Raw genomic sequence first — 21,159 nt, forward strand, 5'->3', positions numbered from 1 at the left:
CGGACATGACCTACCGCTGGAACTCGTAATCCTCCTTGCGCACCCTCCGTAGCCGCCACCGATACGCCCACGTCGAGTCCGGCCACAGGACCGTCCCCGCGGCCGAGTCCGACGCGTACTGACTCCGGCAGCCGCCCACGGCCCACACCGTGCGGTCGTACCGCGCGCGTACGGCGCCCTGGAAGTCTTGTTCGGCGGCCGGGCGTACGTCGAGGGCTCGTGCGCGGGAGGAGCGGACGGCTCGCATGGCTCGTATGACGTAGCGAGCCTGGGCCTCGATGTTCTGTACTGCGCCGGTGTAGGGGACGAAACCGTTGGGGCCCAGGAGGAGGAACATGTTGGGGAAGCCCGATACGGCGACGCCGTTGTAGGCGCTCATGCCGGTGCGGTGCCAGGTGTCCTTCAGCAGGCGTCCACCGGTTCCTTCGATGTGTATCCGGTTGAAGGAACCTGCCAGGTCGAAGCCGGTCGCGTAGATGATCACGTCGGTTTCGTGGTCTGCGCCGGTCTCGTCCACGACTGCCTGGGGGCGTAGGGCGACCGGGCTGCCGGAGACCACCTGGACGTGAGGGGCGTTGAGGGACCGGTAGTAGTCGTTGGACAGCAGCACCCGTTTGCACCCGAAGCGGTAGGCCGGGGTGAGCCTCCGGCGTAGGTCCGGGTCGTCGATGTGTTCGTCGATCTGGTGGCGTACCACGTCCTCCGCCACCCTCAGCGCGTCCGGGCGGTGGTGGAAACCGATGCCTCGCTTCTCACGGGCCACGTCAATGCGTAGTCGGTGCAGGGCCAGTGCCCACGGCAGAGCGCGGAAGAGTTTCTTGCGCCAGGCAGGATGCGGGGTGTCCAGTTTGGGCAGCACCCAGGCCGGTGTACGTTGAAAGACCGTCAGCCGGGCCGCCCGCGCCGCCACTTCGGGGATGATCTGGACACCGGAGGCACCCGTTCCCACGACCGTCACGTGCTTGCCCGTGAGGTCGACATCATGGTTCCAGCCTGATGAGTGCCACACCGCTCCGGTGAACTCGTCCGACCCCGGCAGCGCCGGCGTCAGCGGCATGTGCAGGCCCCCCACGCCGAGGATCAGGAAGCGGCTGACGTATGCCGTCCCGTCCGCCGTCGTCACCGTCCATCTGCCCGTTGTCGTCTCCCAGCGGGCGCCCGTCACGTCGGTGCCGAAGCGGATGTGCGGCAGCAGCCCGCGTCGCTCGGCCATCCTGTGCAGGTAGGCGAGGATCTCGGGTTGCCTGGCGTAGGTGGAACTCCAGCCCGGGTTGCGCTCGAACGAGTACGAGTACAGGTGGGACTCGACGTCGCACGAAGCGCCCGGATAAGTGCTGTAGCGCCATGTTCCGCCGAGGCCGTCCGCCTTTTCCAGGACGACGAAGTCCAACGTGGACTTGCTCAACTCCACCGCCTGGCACAGGCCCGACATACCCGCACCGATGATCACCGCATCCGTGTGGACGCTCTGACCCGTCATACCCGGCCATCCAGGAACTCGCCGATCCGGGACCACAGTTCGGGCCAGTCCTCGCCTGCGTGCTCGTTGTCGTGGCCCAGACCGGGAACGGTCACCAGACGTGCGGGGAGGCCCAGCTGACGCGCTCGCTCGGCCAGCTCCTCCGCCTGCGATACGGGTACCACCTCGTCGGCATCGCCGTGCACGAGCAATAGCGGTGTCCTGACCGCGTCCAAGGAGCGCAGGGGCTGACGTCGCGGGTCGGCGAAGTAGGCGCGGATCTCGTCGGGGCTGACATCGGAGTGGGACGGGAGCAGGGTGCCGGGGTCCGACGTTTCCGCCTCGACCAGCCGCGCCGGGTCGTACAGGCCCATGATGAGGACCGCGCGCTGCCACAGTGAGGGTTCGCGGGCCAGCGCCAGGAGGGCGGAGTACGCGCCCCGGCTGGTGCCCAGGATGTTCAGCCGTGTGGCGTCGACCTGCGGCAGGTCGGCGAGGTACTGGGCCGCCGCCACGACATCGTCGATGTCCCCGCCGCCCATCTCGCCCCGGGCCGCGTACTCGTCGCCGTGGCCCGGAGCTCCGCGCTGGTCGACGGTGAGGACGGCGAAGCCGGCGGCGTGCAGGGGAGCGTGTTCGCTGACGCCCGCGTACCTGCCCTTGTCGTCCAGCGCTCCACCAGCGCCGGAGGTGCACACGACCACCGCCGGGTGGGGTCCTGGTCCTGCGGGGACGCTGAGGTGGCCGTGGACGGTGAGGCCGTCGGCCGACGGAAAGGTGTGCGCGCTGAGGCGCTCCTGTGGGCGGAAGCTGTCCGTCGGCTCCTTCTCCAGTTCCTCGGCCAGCAGGGCGGCCAGCCGGTCCACCGACAGATCGCGCAGGAGCCGTACCGCCGGGATCGATACCCCGAGGTTGTTCTGGAGCAGCACCCGCAGCTCGACGCCGGTCAGCGAGTCGATGTCCACCGTCTGCTGATCGCGGAGTTGTTCCTGGGACAGTCCTGTCACCCGGTGCAGCAGGGGTACGAGATGTTCGGCGAGGAGGTGCAGGCGTTCGTCTCCTGTGACCTGCCGCAGGCGACGCGGCACCGATGACTCGCCTTGGCTCTCCCGCCCGCTTTCGGGCACCAGCGAGCGGAGGGCCGGCAGTGACGCCAGCTGGGGGTTGGCCTGTGCCCAGCTCTGCCAGTCGACGATGGCCACCGATGCCTCGACGGGCCGCGTGCGGAGCAGAGTGTCCAGTTCGGCCGTCCATTGGGCGGGCGTCAGTCCGATGTGGCCGTTGCGGCGCAGGATGTTTCCGACGATTCCGTTCCGGCTGACCGCCACGCCGACCGTGTCGATCATGCCCCAGCCCACGCTGGTCGCGGGCAGCCCACGGGAGTGGCGGTGGCGGGCCAGGCCGTTGAGGAACTCGTTGGCGGTCGCGTATGCGCCCGCCGCCGCCGCGCCGAGTTGCGCGGCGATCGAGGAGAAGAGCAGGAAGAAGTCGAGGCCGTCGTCCGTCTGCGTCTGGAGGTGCAGGTTCCAGGCGCCGTCCGCCTTCGGACGGGTCGCCGCGAGGAGCCGCGGCGGGTTCGTGTCCGCGAGCACCACGTCGTCGAAGTCCGCTGCCGCGTGCAGGATCCCGCGCAGCGGCGGGAGTTCGGCGCGTAGCTGGGCGAACAGCTGCGTCACCGTGGCACGGTCGGCAATGTCGGCCTTCTCGACACGTACCTCGACGCCCCGAGCGATCAGATCGCCTACCACCTGCTCGGCCTCTTCGTTGGCTGCGCCGTTACGGCCCAGGAGGACGAGGTGGCGCGCGCCCTGCTCCGCGAGCCACTCGGCCGCCACAAGTCCCAGGCCGCCGAGGCCGCCGGTGATCAGGTAGGTGCCGTCGTGCCGGACGGGGGGCGTGGCCTCGGAGGCGGAGGACGTAGCGGCCGCCAGGGAGGCCGCCGGTACGGTCACCGACTCCCGGCCGACGCTCACGACCGTCTTGCCGATGCGATCGCGTCCCGCCATCGACCGGAACGCCTCGTCCACCTGTCCGGCGGGCACCGAGGTGACCGGCGGCAGCTCGAACTCGCCCCGTTCGCACAACTCGGCCATCTCACGCATGCACGTATGGACGGCCTCGGGGTCCAGCAGCATCATCCGGTCGTAGTCGAACGCGTGGAACGACAGTGCCCGGTGGAAGTGTGCCAGCCGCAGGGCGTGGTCGGCTGCGATGTCTGCCTTGCCCAGCTCTACGAACCTGCCGAACGAGCGCAGCAGCCCCAGGCTCTTCTGGAGCATCTCGCCGGCCAGCGCGTTGAGGACTACGTCCACGCCCTCGCCGTCGGTCATGCGCAGGATGTCGTCGGCGAAGGACGTCGAGCGCGAGTCGGCGACGCCTGCCACTCCCTCGCCACGCAGGAACTCCCTGCGGTCCTCGCTGCCCGCCGTCGCGTAGACCTCGGCACCCAGCGTCTTGGCGATGCGTACTGCCGCCAGGCCCACCCCGCCGGTCGCCGAATGGATCAGGACCCGTTCCCCCTCGCGTACCCGGGCCAGCCGTACGAGGGACTGGTGCGCGGTGATCACGGGCAGCAGGGAGGCTGCCTGGGCCGGTGAGAGTGCCGACGGTTTCTTGGCCACGCGGACGGCGTCGACCGTCACGTGGGAGGAGAACAGGTCCCTGGCGTGGACGAAGACCTCGTCGCCGACGCGTAGTGCTGCGGCTGCGTCCGAGACTGCGTCGCCGACCCGGACCACTGTGCCCGAGCACTCAAGACCGAGGGTGTCCTGCGAGTAGCTGCCCTCCCTCGCCGCGGGTGCCAGCAGGCCGGTCGCCTTCAGCACGTCCTTGAAGTTGAGGCCCACATGGGAGACAGCGATCTCCACTTGGTCCCGGCCGGGCGCACGGCGGTCCGTCGCCGCGAAGCGCAGGCCGTCCAGCCCGGGGCCGTCGGTGTTCAGATGTACCGGTGTCTGTTCGGTGCGCACCGTCACGTGGTGCAGCGGGGAGCGGTCACCGGAGTGCTCAAGGCGGCGTACGTACCGGTCGGCTCCACGTAGTGCCACCTCGTCCAGGCCGTCGTGGGTCAGTTCGTCCACGAGCACGGCAACGGAGGAACCGTCATAGGTGCCTGACGTGTCCGCGCCGATGTCGATCAGACGGCAGCGCAGCTCGGGCCGCTCCGCGCCGATCACCCTGCCGAGACCCCACAGGGACGCGGCGAACGGGTTGCTCGTGGCGTCGTCCCCGTTCACACTCTGGGCACCCGCCGTCACCAGGAACAGCCGCGTGGCGGAGTGCGAGGCCGGGAGGGCGTGCACCAGCCGCAGCGGGTCGGCGACGGGGAAGCACGCCGAGGCGTCGTCGCCCTGCGCCAGGGGGTTCACGTAGATCACTCCGCGGTTGGACGGCACGTGTGAGACGTGCGCGGCCACCCGCTCCGGCCAGCCGCCCCCGTCGCCCTCGTCCGGTGAGACGTGGACAGCCGTGCCGCCCCGCGCCTCCAGTTCCTGAACGAGTCCTGCGACGTCCTGGGCCCCGCCGACGACGATCCAGGTGCCGTCAACGCCGCCCGCCGCTTCGAGGGGACGAGGCAGCCAGACGTGCTCGTAGTACCTCTCCGGTAGGCCCGTGCCTTCCTCCGACCGGCCGTCGGCCATGCGCTGGGCGCGCAGTCCGAAGACCTCCGCGACCACCTCGCCGTCGTCGGTGACCAGGGTGAGGTCGCACTCGATACGTCCCTCGACCGTGCTGCGGCGGTCACGCCCGTGTACCCACAGTCGTTCACCCGGCGCCCGGTGGAAGCGGAATTCGGCGATGCCGGCCGGAACGAACGTGGCTCCCGCGACCTCGTCGGCCGAACGCAGCGCCCCGGCGATCATGGCCTGCAGGGCGGCGTCGAGAAGCGCCGGGTGCAGGCGGTACCCCTCGGTGTCGACGGTGCCGGTGCGCAGCTCCGCGAAGATCTCTCCGGTCGCCTCCCTGTGCCAGACACCTTCGACGGCCCGGAACGCCGGACCGTACTCCAGACCGGTGTCGTCCAGCCGGGCGTAGATCTCGTCGCGGTCCCAGCGCGGAAGACCTGCTGTCAGTTCCGCCAGGTTCCCGGTTCGGGGCTCGGGTGCCCGGGGGCGGATGAGTTCGGGGCGTCGCAGCCGCGCGTGGAGCGTCCACGGTTCGTCGGCGCGTGCCCTGGAGTGAAGCGTGACCAGCCGGCTCTCCGGGTCGTAAGCCGTGCGCAGTGTCGTGACGACCTGTGGCGAAAGGATCAGCGGACGCTGGAGGACGACGTTCTCGAAGGAGACCGGGGTCTCGTCGGGGAACAGCGCCAGCGCCGCTTCGAGATATCCCGAGCCGGGGAAGACCACGGTCTGTCCGATGCGGTGGTCGGGCAGGTACGGGAACTCGGCCGTGGACAACTGGACGTCCCGGACCGGCGTGGGGGCCTGGACTCCTCGGCCCGCCAGCCGGGGGCCGTCACCGCCCAGCCGCGCCTCCCTTCCGGCCGCCGACTCGTTCCAGTGGTGGTCCCGCTGCCAGGGGTAACGGGGCAGATCGAGGTGATCGCGCGTGCCGGGGTGCACCTGCTCCCAGTCGGGTTCGACGCCCGCCGTGTACAGGGTGCCGAGAGCTTCCAGGAGTTGCCGCCGCTGTGGCCGGTCCCGTCGGAGTGAGGCCACCCGTACCAGCTCGCGGCCGCGTCCGGACAGTGCCTCGTCGATCGCCGTGGCCAGTACGGGGTGCGGGCCGACCTCCACGACAGCGCTGGTCCCGAGCACCGACAGGCGGCTCACGGCGTCGGCGAACCGGACCGGCCGGCGTACGTTCCGCCACCAGTACTCCGCGTCCAGTTCGGTCCCGTCGACCCGGTCACCCGTCACGGTCGACACCAGCGGAACCTTCGTCCCATGGGGCCGGATGTCACGGAGGGCGGCAAGCAGCGGCTCCCGGATCTCGTCCATCTGGTGGCTGTGGTACGCCACCTCGACCCGCAACCGCTTCACCGAGGCGCCCATGGCCTCAAGGCGTGCGGTGACCTCGTCCATGGCACCCGCGTCGCCCGCGAGAGTGGTCGCGGTCGCGCTGTTGACCGCGGCGACGCCCACTCCTGTCGGCAGGTGAGGCCGGAGCTTCTCCTCCGGCATGTCCACGGCAGCCATCACTCCGCGGCCGGCGAGGCGTGCCTGGAGGCTGGCGCGGTGGTACGAGATCGTCAGTGCGTCGTCGAGCGAGTACACGCCCGCGGCGTAGGCGGCGGCCACCTCCCCGACGCTGTGCCCGACGATGGCCGCGGGCTCGACGCCCCACTCCCGCCACACCGCGGTGAGTCCTGCCTGTACGACGAAGTTGGCGACCTGTGCGTACAGCGTCTGCGTCAGTCGTGAATCAGGCTCGGGGCGCAGTAGCTCGGCGCGTATCGACAGGCCGAAGCGCGCCAGTATCTCGTCACACGCGGTGACGGTCTCGTCGAACCGCGCCGACGTACGCAGGAGTTCACCGCCCATGCCCCACCACTGCGGGCCCATACCGGTGTAGACGAACGCCACATCGGGCCGGGCGGAGGGGCGGGGACCGGCCTCCCGCTGCTGCCTCAGTTGCTCAGCGGCCCGCGTCGGGCCGTCGGCGACGACAAAGGTGCGAAGAGGATGGTGCTGGCGCCGGGTCGCGGCGGCCCGTGAGATCCGGCGCAGGGACGGCGCGCCTGGCCGCTCCAGCAACTCCGCGTACTGGTCGGCGAGGGCGTGCAGGGCCTTGGGGCTGCGGGCGGAGAGGGGAAGCAGGCAGGGAGTGCCGTCGTCGTCCGCGGCAAGGGCCTCGCCGTCCGTCCCCTCGGTCGCGAAGGAGGTGGCGGAAGCAGTGGGAGCCTGCTCCAGGACGGCGTGCGCGTTGGTGCCACCGAACCCGAAGGAGTTCACTCCGGCCCGGCGCGGCCCGTCCCAGGCAGGGAAGGCGACTTCCTCGGTGGGCACGCGCAGCGGCACGGAGTCGAACGGTATCTTCGGGTTCGGCTTCTCGAAGTGCAGGTTGGGGGGTATGAGTCCGCGTTCGAGGCAAAGCACCGCCTTGATCACGCCGGCCACTCCGGCCGCCGCCTCGGTGTGCCCGAAGTTGGACTTCACCGACCCGATCCAGTGAGTACGGTCCGAGTCGCTGAGTACGCTGCCGATGGCGGTCACCTCGATGGGGTCGCCCACGGCGGTACCCGTACCGTGGGCCTCGTAGTACCCGATCGACGTGGGGTCGACATCGCCGGCGGCGCACGCCTGGCGGACAACCGCCCGCTGCGCGTCGACGCTGGGAACGGTGATACCCGGCGTGCGGCCGTCCTGGTTCACGGCGGTGCCGCGCACCACCGCGTAGACACGGTCGCCGTCCCGCTCTGCGGCGGCCAGCGACTTGAGTACGAGGATTCCCGCGCCCTCACCGCGCGCATAGCCGTTGGCACGGTGGTCGAAGGACTTGCAACGCGCGTCGGGAGAGAGGAACTGGCCCTTCGACATGAGCATCGTGGTGACCGGATTGGTCATTACGTTGACCCCTCCGGCCACGGCCATGTCGCACTCACCGCGGGACACGGCGACGCAGGCGTGGTGGAACGCCACCAGGGAGGACGAGCAGGCGGTGTCCATCGTCAGGGAAGGGCCGCGCCAGTCGAAAACGTACGACAGCCTCGCAGCCAGCATGGTCATGCTGACCCCCGTCGGTGTGGACGTACTGATCAGGTCACGTTCGCCGACGCCGAGCTGGGCTGTCGCCGCGTCGAAGGTGAAGCCCCCGACATAGCTCCCGACGCCGGTTCCGGCGGTCCGCTCCGGCGCCAGTCCCGCGTCCTCGAACGCCTCCCAGGCGACTTCGAGCAGCAGCCTCTGCTGGGGGTCCAGCGCGGCGGCTTCCCTCGGCGGCATGGCGAAGAAGCCCGCGTCGAACCGGTCGACGGGCGACTGCAGGAAGCCGCCCTGCCGTACGGTCATCCGCCCCGGTGTTGCAGGGTCGGCGTCGTAGAAGGCGTCCGCGTTCCAGCGGTCCTGCGGCACGTCGACGATCGCGTCGGTCCTGGATACCAGCAGCTCCCAGAAGCTGCGCGGGTCGCAGACGCCACCGGGGAAACGGCACCCGATACCGACGATCGCCACGGGTTCCAGCCTGGGCGCCCCACCCTTGGAGTACGTCCCTCGCCTGGCGGCCACACTGGCTGTGTCCGGTGCCTGGGTGATCGACTGGCCCATGAATCATCCTCCGCGGCTGTCCTGGTGCAAGATCACGCTTCGTCGACCTTGCCGCCCAAGCACCACCTCGACGTCGTTGTTGCCGGAGATGATTCTTGAGACGTTGGGAATCTGGGGCTGTGGCGCCCGTGCCGCCGCCAGGTGGGCGGCGGCACGGGTGCGCGCCCGGCCGTCAGGGGGAGTCGGGCCGACCGCAATGAGGCTTTCCGCATACAAGGCGGAGCCTCCACCGCTGAGAACGGCACCGGACAGCAACCGGTTCACACCCCCCAGAAGTTCTCCGGCTGCAGCACCACGGCGCCCCCGCACACCCCCGATGCCCTACGGCCCCGCAAGTCGGCCGACCCCGCTCTGCTCCTCACGCGCGGGACGCGCGTCGGCGGCCGCGACACGAGGAGCGGACTCCCTCCGAGGGGGTGGACCAGCGACATAGGTCGATCAGCCGATGTCCGCGGGCCCGTTCTCGAGGAGGGTTTACGCAGACGGGCGCGAGCTCGGCCGCAGCGCCCGGAACCCGCGTTCCGGGCCGCCGCGGGCTGCCGGGATGCGCCGGCCGCCCATCGACACAGCACGGAGGCACCACATGACCACGCACCAGCACGACGAACAGACCGCCACAGGGTGTGCGGTGGTGGAGGCGTTGTACAGCTCCCTCGCCCAGGGCGACGTCCCCGCGCTGCTCGCGGGACTCGACGAGCGCATCGAATGGGTCGTCCCGCCGGGTCTGCACTACGGAGGCACGTACCGGGGACGCGAGCAGATACTCGAGAACGTGTTCTCCCGATTCGCCACCGAGTGGCAGGATTTCACCGTAGCGCCCGCGGAGATCATGCAGGCCGGGAACCGTGTCGTCGCGCTCGGCCACTACAGCGCCACGAACCTGACCACCGGGAAGCCGATGCGGACGCGCTTCGTGCACATATGGCGACTGCGGGACGGTGTCCCCGTGCACTTCGAGACCGTCCTCGACACCCACACCATGGTCGCCGCGGCGTGAACCGGCGCTGACCGGGCGCCGACTGCGAGCACCGAAGGCCCGGTGCCGCACATACAGCGCCGCACCCGCCGGTGGCCGACGCCGGGCACGAACCCGACCCCTCGGAGCGGACCGACCGAGTGTCCTTGGCTCCGCACACTTCCGAACCGAATCGAAAGACGCAGCACATGACTTTGTTCGAACATGATTTCGTCGCGGCCGGTTCCGCCGCACCGCCCAGGGACGACACGGGGCGCATGCTCCAGATGATGACAGGGTATTGGGTCACCCAGGTGGTCCGGTCCGCAGCCGAGCTGCGCATAGCCGACCATCTGCATCCCGACGGTGCCACGGCCGCCGACGTGGCCGCGGCGGAGTCACTGGACACGGATTCGACCTTCCGGTTCCTGCGGGCCTGCGCCTCCCTCGGACTCGCCACGTCGACGGACGGGGAGCGGTTCGTCAGTACGTCTCTGCTCGACACCCTGCGCACCGACGCCCCGGGATCCTTGCGGGACCTGGCACTGTGGGGTGGGGCCCAGTCGCACTGGCTGCCCTGGGGACGGCTGTCGGATGCGATCCGCAGCGGTACCACCCAGGCGAAGGCCGCTCTCGGCGCCTCCATCTTCGACTGGCTCGCCACCGTGCCCACGGAGGCCGAGGTGTTCACCAACGCCATGACCGCCATGACGCGCGGCCTGGCCCACCAGCTGGCGGACGTGATCCGGCTCAAGGGCACCGAGGTCGTCGTGGACGTCGGCGGCGCCGGGGGGAACCTCGTCCAGACGCTCATGCAGCGGCATCCCGGACTGACCGGGGCGGTCCTCGATCTCCCGCACGTGGGTGCCGAGGCGGACGCCTCCGCGTCGAGCCTGGGGGTCACGGACCGGTTCACCTTCGTCGGCGGTGACTTCTTCGAGAAGGTGCCGTCCGGGGACGTACACCTGCTGAAGTTCGTCCTGCACGACTGGGACGACGACGCCTGCGTACGCATCCTGCGCAACTGCCGGGAGTCACTCGAACCGGGTGGACGCGTGCTGGTGATGGAACTCCTCGTGGACGAGGTGGGCACACCCGGCCTGCAGCCGCTGATGGACCTCAACATGATGGCGCTGTCGACCGGACGCGAGCGCAGCCTCGACGAGTTCGGGAACCTCTTCGAGCGGGCCGGCCTGACGCTGACCAGGACGACGTCGTCGGCGTCCCTGGTCTCCGTCCTGGAACTCGCACCGTCCGACCCACGCCCGGGGCAGTGAGTTCCGTCCCCTGAGAAACCGGTGTCCGTGGAGCGGCGGACGCGTCCGCCTGGGCGAACCGTGCACACGATCGCGGATCCGGTTCCCTCACGACAGCGTCCGGGCCCGCGCCTCATCGGCTCGCCGCACAGCGGTCGAGGCGGGCACGACGGTGGCCGGACGGGAGAGTCCGTCCGCACATCGCCCGCTTCGTGACGAACGAGGCGCCTCTGGAGTGCCGTTCGGCTCTGCTCGATCCGGTCCCGCCGGTCGGCCCAGCACGTCCCGGGCCGACCGGCGGGACGGAAGCGGCGGCGCCGCGGAAGAGTACCCGGCGTCAGAAGCACCCATCGGGCACGTTCGAGTGACCGACACCGGTGCGGTCCCGGCGGCACAGGGACGCGCGGTGAACCCGTCGGGCAGCCGGTATCCCCGACGAGCCGGGCAGTCGGCCCTCGCAGGCGAAGAAGGTCACTGCACGGGATCCCGCCGACCCGGTCTGTCGGGCACCGCGCTCACGTGCACTTTCGCCGTGCCCGTGGCCGGCCCCGGACGCGCTCCGATCCGCGGTTGCTCGAGCCCGTGGTGACAAGGGTCAGGATCCCGCGTTCCGGATGGGGCGGACCAGCTCCGGCGGCCTCTACGGGGGCCAGGGCTCCTTCGGCCCGGGGAGCCGCCCCGGGCCGGTGCCGGGCGCCGTGCCGATGCTCTATGTCCTGCGGCCTAGGACACCTTCCTCCTGGTGGTCGACGCCGCATCGCCCGCTGCGCGAAAGGATCGCCGTATGGATCGAATCGATGTCCTCGCCGTCCTGGTGACCACACTGGCCCTTGCCGTCATCGTGTGGTCCAAGCCGCTGCAGAAGCAGTCGTTCTGGGTCTTCCTCCTCCTGTGCGTCCTCTTCCACCCCGTGGGCACGATGCTGCTCTCGTCGCTGGAATCGACCGCGGGTGCCGCCGGCCCCGTGACCGAGTGGACCTTCCTGTGCAGCGCGAACCTCCTGTTCGCCGCGCTCGTCGCGTCGGCCCACCGGGGAATCAAGTCCTTTCGGGGCGTACGCGCCGATCGGCACTCCCCGTACCACCAGGACATCGAGGTCTGAGCGTTCGACCTTTCCACCCGCTACGACTTCGGATCGGCAGAAGCATGTCTCCTCACCACCGCTCGTCCCGGACAGTCCTCGTCCTGGCGTCGCTGGCCGCACTGGCAGTCGCCGGGACCACGGCCTGCGACCCCAACACCGGCGACACCTCCGGGCCACCCCCGGTACCCCGTGCTCTCACCGAACAGAAACCGCACTGGACCGCGTGCCCCGCTCCGTCCACGGCTCAGGGCGGCGGTGACAAGCCCGAGAAGCTGCCGGACGGAACAACGTGGCAGTGCGGCACCGTGAAGGTGCCGTTGGACTACGCAAACCCCGACGGCAAGACCATCGACCTCGCCCTCATCCGGGCAAAAGCCGCACCGGATCCCGGTGAGAAGCGCATCGGATCCCTGCTCTTCAACTTCGGCGGACCCGGTGGCTCCGGGGTCTCGACGCTGCCCCTCATCGCCGGCGACGACTACAGGAAACTGCACCAGCGCTACGACCTGGTCTCCTTCGACCCGCGCGGGGTCGGAAACAGCGCCGGCGTGCAGTGCCTGGACACGAAGGCCATGGACGCGTGGCTGGCCACGGACAAGACCCCGGACCACGCCGCGGAGGAGAAGACCCACACCCTCGGGACACGCGCGTGGGCCCGCTCCTGTGAAAACAACTCGGGCGCGGTACTGGAGCACGTCGGCACCCAGCAGGCCGCACGTGACCTGGATCTGATGCGCCAGGTCCTGGGCGACGCGAAACTGAACTACTTCGGCATCTCCTACGGAACACAGCTCGGTGGCGTCTACGCCCACCTCTTCCCGAAGAACGTCGGACGGTTCGTCTTCGACGCCGTGGTCGATCCCACCGAGAACATCCTCGCCAGCGGACTCGGCCAGGCCAAGGGATTCCAGGGCGCACTGCGGAACTTCCTCAAGGACTGCGCGAAGCACGACTCGTGCTTCTTCGAGGGCAAGGACCCCGCTCAGGGCGAGAAGGAGATCGTCGCGCTGATCGAGCGCCTGGACAAGCGTCCCCTGCCCACCGAGTTCACACGTCCCCTCACCCAGAGCCTCGCCCTCAACGGCATCGCCGCCGCCCTCTACGACAAGGAGAGCTGGGCGATACTCAGGGCCGCACTGGCCGAGACCCAAAAGGGGAACGGCACCGCGCTGCTGGTGTTCTCCGACATGCTCAACGGACGTGCCTTCGAAGACGGCGGGTACTCCAACATCAACGCCGCCAACACCGCGGTGAACTGCGCCGACTACAAGGACCGCTTCACCGCCGACGACGTGCACCGGCACCTTCCCGAGTTCCGCGAGGCGTCCGGCGTGTTCGGCGACTGGATGGCCTGGGGCCTGCTGCAGTGCACCGGCTGGCCCGTGGACGGCCACGCCCCCACCCTCGACGTCACGGCCGACGACGCAGACCCCGTCCTGGTCATCGGCAACACCGGCGATCCCGCCACCCCCTACGAAGGGGCCGAGAAGATGGCGGACGAACTGGGCGAGGGAGTCGGTGTCCACCTCACCGTCGACGGTGAGGGACACGGCACCTACGCCGTCAACGACTGCCTGACCAAGCTGGTCGACACGTACCTGCTCGACGGGACCGTCCCGAAGAACGGCACCACCTGCTCGTGACGAACATCCTCCACCCGGGGCCATGGACGCCGGAGGCCGCGACCGTGGAAAACGGTCAGGGGCGGGAACCGCCCCTGCGCCGGGACGCAGACCAGGGCATCGAGAGTGACCGGCCTCCCGAACGGCATCGCCGGTCCTGGCAGATCATCCGCACGTCGACCACGGGCCGACGGCGGTGCACGGAGGCGAAGCACTTCCCGAGGGGGAGACGCAGGCTGCTGCCCGCGAGTTCCTTTCCGAGACGGCCTTCGCTCAGTTCCCCGACCGCCCCGGCCACCGTTCTCCGCGTTCCCGGAGTCGCTCCGGGCGCCGAGCCGCGGTTCCCCACTCTTTCCGGTATGCGCACCGCACGGCTGCCGGGCCGCGCATCCGCGCTCCGGTGCGGCGGCGCCCGCCGACGGCGCGCTGCGAGCCCGATACGTACGGATTCGCACCGGGGTCACACGCCCGGCCCGCTCCGCGCTCCCCGGCCGCCAGTCGGCCGCACCCTCGTGATCACCGCAAGAGCCAGTACCGAACAACTTCTGATCGCCGAAGGGTGACCTCATGACCCGCGCCGCTCGATCGATCCCTCACCGTGTGGCCGTTCTGAGCCATGACGGCGTAGGAGCGTTCGAGGTGGCCCTGGCCGTGCAGGTGTTCGCGGCCGCCAACGACCATGCCCGCGACACGCTGTACGAGGTCGCGGTGGCGGGACCCGAACGTCCTCTTGCCACCCGTACCGGGTATGCCGGGAGTTTCCGGCTCCTTCCTGACCGTCCCCTGTCGTGGGCGGAGTCGGCGCACACACTGATCGTGCCCGCGTATCCCGAGTACCTCGACACGCCGGACGCGCTCGCCGAGACGGTCCGGCGCGCGCACACCCGGGGTGCTCGCGTCGTGTCCCTGTGTCTGGGAACCTTCCTCGTCGCGGCCACGGGTCTGCTCGACGGCCTGCAGGCCACGACGCACTGGCACTGGGCCGACGAACTCGCGGCACGTCACCCGACGGTGCGGGTCCGCCCGGAACGCCTGTTCATCGAGGACGGCGGGCTCTTCTCCTCGGGAGGCGGCACAGCTGCCCTGGACCTGGTGCTGCACCTGGTCGAGCAGGACCACGGATCGGCGCTCGCGGCAGAGATCGCACGGTTCATGGTCGTACCGCTCCGCCGCGACGGCGATCAGTCACAGTACGCGAGGTGGGAGGTGCCCGGCCGGACACGCTCCCTGCAGGACACCCTGCGATGGGCGGAGGAGCACCTCGACGAGACGTCCACGGTGGCCCAACTCGCGCAGCACGCCTGCATGAGCACCCGTACCTTCTCCCGTCGGTTCCGCGACGTGGTCGGTATCCCGCCGATGGAATGGCTGCAACGCGCCAAGGTGCGCAGAGCGCAGGAACTGCTGCAGCGCACCACCTGGACCGTGGACCGGATCGCCGAGACCAGTGGCTTCAGCTCGGAAGCGGCACTCCGGTATCACTTCACCCGGCTCACGGCGATGCCGCCCGGCCGCTATCGCCGTACGTTCGGCATGGCCCGCGGGCAGCGCCCGAGGACGGCCACCATGGCGCGATGTTCAAGTTCTGTGTCCGTCATCGAGTGGCCCGCGCCGGACCAACGATCGGAGCATGGGAATCATGACTGATGTACAACAGCAGATCGACGAGTCCGGAACGGTCCGGATCGGGGACCGGACGGTCAACCGCCTGTCGTTCGGCGCCATGCGCCTCGCCGACAAGGAGATCTGGGGGCCGCCCGCGGACCGCGGGAACGCGGTACGCGTCGCACGCCGTGCGGTCGAGCTCGGCGTCAACCACATCGACACCGCGGACTCCTACGCCTTCGGCGTGACCGAGGAGATCCTGCGCGAAGCACTTCACCCCTACCCCGACGACCTGTTGATCGCGACCAAGGCAGGTCAGGCCCAGGTACGGCCGGGGGTGTGGGAGCCCGTCGGACGCCCCGCGTACCTGCGGCAGCAGTGCGAGGCCAGTCTCCGCCGCCTGCGAACGGATCGAATCGATCTCTTCTACCTGCACCGCGTCGATCCACTGGTGTCGTTCGACGACCAGATCGGCGCGATGAGGGAACTGCAGGACGAGGGCAAGATCGCCCACTTCGGACTGTCGAGTGTCACGGTCGACCAGATCGAGTCCGCACAGAAGATCATCGATGTGACAGCCGTGCAGAACATCTTCAACGTGGCGGCCCGCGTGGGAGAGGACGTCCTCGAACACTGCGAACGGGAGCACATCCCCTTCATCGCGTGGTTTCCGATCATGAGTGGCGAGCTGGCCCTCGCCAACAGCATCGTCGCCGAAGTGGCGGCGGAGCTGAACGCGACGCCCGCGCAGGTGGCTCTCGCCTGGCTGTTGAACCGGTCGAGCGTGCTCTGCCCCATCCCCGGCACATCCTCGATCGCTCATCTCGAGGAGAACGTCGCCGCGTCCGCGCTGCGGCTCACCGACGATCACCTCGCTCGCCTCGCCCCGCTGCGACTGGCCGAAGACGAACTCGCGCAGCTTCTCGCAGCCGGCTCGGCCCAGGAGTAGCCGCGGGCACAGCACTCGCCGCACACCGGCCCATGCCCACAGGTGCCGTGCCCTCACCGAAGACGTCGGTGAGGGCACGGCATCAGACGAATCCGCCGTCTGCTCCCGCACGTTCCCGACGGGCGGTGAGGCTGTGTGGCAGGGCCGGGACGATGACTGGGCAACTGACGATCGCCGATCACGCCTGGGTCGTGGTCTTCCGCTTGAGGCGTTCGCAGGGGGTACGGCCGCCGAAGCCGTCGTGGGGGCGATGGCAGTCGTAGCGGTCCTCCCACTCACGCAGCTTGCCGTCGAAGACCTCGGCTCATCGATGACGACTCCGTCGAGGAACCGGTAGAACCCCTCGGTCTCGACGCGGTGGGAGCGTTCGCCCCTGCCGTTCAGCCGCGGTGTTCGCGGCCTGGTGCAGTTGTGGGCGATGCCTTTGCCGAGCGTGTGCCAGTGGAAGGCGGGCTGGAACTCGGCGCCGTTGTCGGTGCTGACCGCGACCTGGCAGTTCGCCCTTTTTCCCAGGGCTCCGCCGTACTGCGGAGCCACCCTGCCGGCGTCCGGCCGTTCTTGGGCACCGGCAGGTCGTCGATCACCCACACCGCCGGACCGATCAGCGGCAGCATCCGCTCACAGATCCGGCGCCGCACCGGCATCGGATCCCACGTGCACCGGTTCACGAACTGCCGCGGGTTCCGCTCGTTGCCGTCCGGTAATCACGAGGCCATCGCCTGAACGGACCGGCGGTGGCCGTCCAACACCAGTCCGCGCAGACGGCAGTCGCCCTCGACCCGCTGGTCCTTCCGGGCCACCGTGGCGAACACATCCGTCACGAACAGCGCCGACTCGGCCCGGACACGGTCCACTTCATGTGGATCCATCCCACCCGACACGCTCTCGAACAGGCCCGACGGGACGACGTGAGAAGTCCTGTCGGTCGACGCGTTGTTCCGTTCCTTCACCGGCTCCGCCCCTCATGCCGGTCAGTCAGGGATAGCCAATAGTTCATCGAGGTCACCGCGGGCAGTGAGGGTGTCGGGGTGGTCGGCTCCGAGCAGACGCTCACGAGCGGCCACCACCTGTATCAGCAAAGCCGTGGCGTTGAAGAAGTGCGCCTCTTGCCAGTACATGCCAGCAAGGTCGGCACGGGTGGCGATGGTGTCGAGGTGGTCGACTCCAAGTATGCGCTCACGAGCGGCCAGTACTCGCTCGGTGGTCTCGATGGCCTCCTCGACACGCCCAACGTCATCGTAGGAGAGGGCGAGGTGGGCACGGGTGGTGAGGGTGTCGGGATGATCGGAACCCAGCTGCTCCTCACGAGCGGCCAGCACCCGCTCTTCCAGATCGATGGCCTCGTCCACCCGACCTTCCTGCCAGTAGCTGACGGCGAGGTTGGCACGAGTGGTCAGGGTGTCGGGATGATCGGGACCCAGCTGCTCCTCACGAGCGGCCAGCACCCGCTCCAGCAAGCGAACAGCTTCGTCGGCACGGCCTTTCCGCCGATAGGAGAGGGCGAGGTGGGCACGGGTGGTGAGGGTGTCGGGATGATCGGAACCCAGCTGCTCCTCACGAGCGGCCAGCACCCGCTCCTCCAGATCGATGGCCTCGTCCACCCGACCTTCCTGCCAGTAGCTGACGGCGAGGTTGGCACGAGTGGTCAGGGTGTCGGGATGATCGGAACCCAGCTGCCCCTCACGAGCGGCCAGCACCCGCTCCTCCAGATCGATGGCCTCGTCCACCCGACCTTCCTGCCAGTAGCTGACGGCGAGGTTGGCACGAGTGGTCAGGGTGTCGGGATGATCGGGACCCAGCTGCCCCTCACGAGCGGCCAGCACCCGCTCCAGCAAGCGAACAGCCCTGTCAGTACGGCCTTCCTGCCGGTATGAGACGGCAAGATTGTTACGAGCCGACAAAGTGTCGGGATGGCCGGAGCCATGCAGTCGTTCAATGCGGCTGGCCATCTCTTGCCAATAGCCGACGGCGGCGTCTGCCAGCTCTCCGTTACGAAGACTCTGACCAGCGCGGTAAAGGACCAAGTGCACTTCGGGAAACCACAGATGGCCTTCGGTGTGGTCGGCCAAAGCGAAGGTGTTGGCACGCAGGACCGCTGCCAGCTGGGCCTGGTGCTGGTCGGCCTCGGGCCACGCCTCCAAGAGAGCATCGGCTGCCGCGACTGTCAGGCGGGGCAGGTCGGTGTCGGAGATGGTTTCACGGACGGCACGGGCAGTTGAAGCGTGGACGCGGACGCCCCGAGGCTCGGCAGAGGGGTCGCACATGAGAAGCGCACGGCGGTGCAGTAGCCGCAGGGTTGCGTGGACCTGGTCGGCCGTGACCTGCGAGTTGCCTCGCGCGGTGTCCTTCCCGGCGGGTGAGGTGCGATGAGCTGCGAGGTAGGCGAGGAGGGGCGCTTGTGTCCAGAGGGCATGAGGATGGCCGTCAGGATCGAGAAGAGCGGCCAGACGGAGCGCGGGGACGGCAAGACCGGTGGGATCGGTGCCCCGGACAGCCGCGAGAGAAGACGTCAACGGCTGAGAACCGTACGGTCGCTCGAAGTCGATCGATGCCTTCGTCCGCTTCTGACGCCACCAGGCCACACTGCCGCCGTCCATACCCCGCCGCCCTTCAAACACCTTACGTCCCAGATCTATTCGTCAATCCTACGGAGTGGAGTGCGACGAAAGGACAGTGGAAATGGCGAAAGGACAGTGGAAATACCGAAGCCATATCGCCCGATCCCTTTCTCGATCCTGCGGGAGAGACGCTGACGGCCCCTGCCCCAAGGCCGGGTAAGGCCCTTCCCCGCCTTCCTCACAGCTTTGTCCGGTTCACCGGGGGACCCCTCCGTGCTGGGCATGCTCAGCACGGAGGGGTACGAACTCCGCACCTCGCCAGTAGCCTGAAGCCAGGCGACTCGACCCCACCGGACCACTCAGGACAGTCCGGAGCCTCACCGATCCCGGAGCAGTTCACTACGCGGCGCGCTGGTTTCGGAGAGTGGGCAGGGCCAGGAGGATGCCCAGAGCGAGCGCGGCGGCGACAAGGCGCAGGATGCCACCGAAGCCCAGGCCGGTCAGGGCACCGGAGAGCTGCGGGCCCAGGCTGGCTCCGACGAACATGCTGCATCCGTACAGCGCGACGGCCGCGCCGCGCGAATGCGGGGCGGTGGCAGCGTTGATGGTCTCGATGACGGCCGGTGCCGCCGCCGCGACAGCGGCCACGAACATGAGCAGGGCCATGGCCAGCGGCACGGGATGGTTCCCCAGCAGGGAACCGACCATGACCGCGAGGGCGGCCAGCGCGAAGGCGAGGACCGCGCGCAGAGGAGCGGCCAGCCGCTGGAGCACGGGAGCGAGCAGGGGAATGGCGACCAGGGCGGGCAGTGCGCTGGCCCGCAGGACGAGGACCGCGGAGGAGTTTCCGGCGATGCTGGGCGGCCCGGCGACAGCCACCGCCGTGTAGACGGCGACGAAGGCGGACATCAGGGTGACCGTGGACAGGTACAGGGCGGCCAGACGCGGTCGGCGCAGCAGCCGTGGCATTCCGGAGAAAGCTTGGAGCAGCCCGCCGCGGGGGCCGTGGTGGAGGGCAGGGCGCAGGACGCGACGCACGGGCAGCAGGAAGAGGGCGATGACAGCGCTGGTGACCAGGAAGAACGCGCGCCAGTCGAGCAGGGCCGCGACAGCCTGTGCGCTTATCTGCATGATCACGGCGGCGGCCAGCATGCCGCTGGTGATGCAGGTCAGGGCGGTACCGCGGTGTCGGGGCGCGATGTGGTGGGCGACGTAGGAGAGTGCGGAGGGCGCGAAGGCGGCGGCCGTCAGTCCTTGCACGCTGCGCAGCACCACCGCCGTCGGAAGGTCGGGGGCGACGCTGACCGCCGCGGTGGCTGCGGTGGCGGCCACCAGCCCGGTGGTGATCACGGCGCGTGATCCGTAGCGGTCCGCCAGTGGGCCGGCGAGGAGGAATCCGGCGGCGTAGGCGAATCCGAACGCCGTGGCGGTCCAGGTTGCCTGCCCCGGTGTCGTACCGAGCGAGGCGGCCATGGGGTGCAACAGGGCAAGAACGGTGTACATCTGCCCGGCCATCAGGACGCCAAGGGCGGTGAGGAGGGCGATGGTCGCGAGGGCCGGGGCCCAGGTCGGGGGCTGGTCCGACGTGCTGTGCCTGGTTGTTGCTCGAAGAGAGACGGAGGGTTGGGACATGGGAACTCCAGAAGTGACGTCCGGTCGTCGGCCATGTCTTCGGGAACGGCATGAAGGTCGACGACGCCACGAGAGAGAGCGGCAGGCGTGAGTGAAGCGGTTCCCGCGCGTCCGGCGTGGAACGGACCCAGCACCGGATTCGTGGCCGGTACGCCGTGAGCCCGGGCCGCTTGCCGGCCGCGTGCGTATCAGCGTGTGGCAGACCGTGCGGCCCGGTACTTGTTCCTGACGCGGCGGAGCACGGCTTCAGCCATACGGGCACCGAAGGCGGCGTCCGCGCTTCCACCTCAAGCCCCGGGCCGCACCGCAGAGTTCGGGGCCATACGTGGAGACGGGTCCCCGATCTCGTCGGTGGCCAGGTCGACAAAGGCGGAGCCTCGCTGAAGTGCTGTTTTCTGAGCGGGGTCGGACCACCGGGTCACCGCTGGGCCCGCTCGCCGAGGTGAAAGCCCGTCAGGGCATGCCCGCCGCTGATGAGGCCGGGGTGACGGTGCCGTTCGGGGCGACCGGCCCCGGCCGGTCGGCCGGTGCCGGTCGTTTGGCCGGGGTCGGTCGTTTGGCCGGGGTCGGCCGACCGGCCGACCGGCCACACCCAACCGGTCGGCCGGTTGGGTGTGGTCGACCGGGTTGTGGTGGCGGCCGGTGGTGTGCGGGGGTTCGGGCCGTGTTCTGGTGTGGAGCGGTGGGGTGGCTGGGGGTTCAGGCCAGGTGCATGATGTAGCCGACGTGGTGGAGTTCGTCGCCGCGGAAGTAGCCCACGGCCCAGAAGCCGAGGTCGTCGAGGTAGTCGATCCGGTCGCCGTCGATCCAGTACCGGCCCTGGTAGGCGTG

General features: G+C 69.4%; 11 protein-coding genes and 1 pseudogene. 6 read left to right on the forward strand and 6 right to left on the reverse strand.

Annotated features, from left to right (window positions below; genetic code table 11):
* Nucleotides 1-10: 10 nt before the first annotated feature.
* Nucleotides 11-1,480 (reverse strand): flavin-containing monooxygenase, encoded by a 1,470-nt coding sequence (locus ORI94_RS33105; protein WP_266082095.1) that lies wholly within the window; start codon nt 1,478-1,480, stop codon nt 11-13.
* A complete protein-coding gene (locus ORI94_RS33110; protein WP_266082093.1) occupies nt 1,477-8,667 on the reverse strand; it encodes a type I polyketide synthase in 7,191 nt (2,396 codons plus the stop codon). The genes ORI94_RS33105 and ORI94_RS33110 overlap by 4 nt, the downstream gene beginning before the upstream one ends.
* 583 nt (nt 8,668-9,250) lie before the next feature.
* On the opposite strand from ORI94_RS33110, the gene ORI94_RS33115 reads away from it, so the two are divergent.
* From ORI94_RS33115 to ORI94_RS33140, 6 genes are all read left to right on the forward strand, one after another.
* A complete protein-coding gene (locus ORI94_RS33115; protein ID WP_266082485.1) occupies nt 9,251-9,664 on the forward strand; it encodes a nuclear transport factor 2 family protein in 414 nt (137 codons plus the stop codon).
* A 167-nt stretch (nt 9,665-9,831) separates the two neighbouring features.
* Nucleotides 9,832-10,899: a methyltransferase gene (locus ORI94_RS33120; RefSeq protein ID WP_266082487.1), complete on the forward strand. Its 1,068-nt coding sequence runs from the start codon at nt 9,832-9,834 to the stop codon at nt 10,897-10,899.
* Nucleotides 10,900-11,662: 763 nt separating this feature from the next.
* Nucleotides 11,663-11,980, forward strand: coding sequence for a hypothetical protein (locus ORI94_RS33125; protein WP_266082489.1), 318 nt, complete (start codon nt 11,663-11,665; stop codon nt 11,978-11,980).
* Between the two features lie 44 nt (nt 11,981-12,024).
* Nucleotides 12,025-13,605 (forward strand): alpha/beta hydrolase, encoded by a 1,581-nt coding sequence (locus ORI94_RS33130; RefSeq protein WP_266082491.1) that lies wholly within the window; start codon nt 12,025-12,027, stop codon nt 13,603-13,605.
* Between the two features lie 579 nt (nt 13,606-14,184).
* A complete protein-coding gene (locus tag ORI94_RS33135; RefSeq protein ID WP_266082493.1) occupies nt 14,185-15,231 on the forward strand; it encodes a GlxA family transcriptional regulator in 1,047 nt (348 codons plus the stop codon).
* Nucleotides 15,224-16,138 carry an aldo/keto reductase gene (locus ORI94_RS33140; RefSeq protein ID WP_266082495.1) on the forward strand — a complete coding sequence of 305 codons (915 nt, stop codon included), beginning with the start codon at nt 15,224-15,226 and terminating at the stop codon, nt 16,136-16,138. Before ORI94_RS33135 ends, ORI94_RS33140 begins: the two co-directional genes overlap by 8 nt.
* Nucleotides 16,139-16,615: 477 nt before the next feature.
* Here ORI94_RS33140 and ORI94_RS33145 read toward each other — a convergent pair.
* The 4 genes and pseudogenes from ORI94_RS33145 to ORI94_RS33160 all read right to left on the reverse strand — a co-directional run.
* Nucleotides 16,616-17,007: pseudogene (locus ORI94_RS33145) on the reverse strand (transposase); the annotation flags it as partial.
* A gap of 102 nt (nt 17,008-17,109) precedes the next feature.
* Complete coding sequence (locus tag ORI94_RS33150) at nt 17,110-18,735, reverse strand: tetratricopeptide repeat protein (RefSeq protein ID WP_266082497.1); 1,626 nt, start codon at nt 18,733-18,735, stop codon at nt 17,110-17,112.
* 360 nt (nt 18,736-19,095) lie between these two features.
* Nucleotides 19,096-20,328, reverse strand: a complete 1,233-nt coding sequence (locus ORI94_RS33155; protein ID WP_266082499.1) for an MFS transporter — start codon at nt 20,326-20,328, stop codon at nt 19,096-19,098.
* Nucleotides 20,329-21,027: 699 nt separating this feature from the next.
* Nucleotides 21,028-21,159, reverse strand: a 132-nt coding sequence (locus ORI94_RS33160) for an Atu4866 domain-containing protein (protein WP_266082501.1), incomplete at its 5' end; no start/stop codon positions are given.

Origin of the sequence: Streptomyces sp. NEAU-W12, from assembly GCF_026242095.1 — a bacterium.
In the GTDB taxonomy this organism is placed as follows: domain Bacteria; phylum Actinomycetota; class Actinomycetes; order Streptomycetales; family Streptomycetaceae; genus Streptomyces.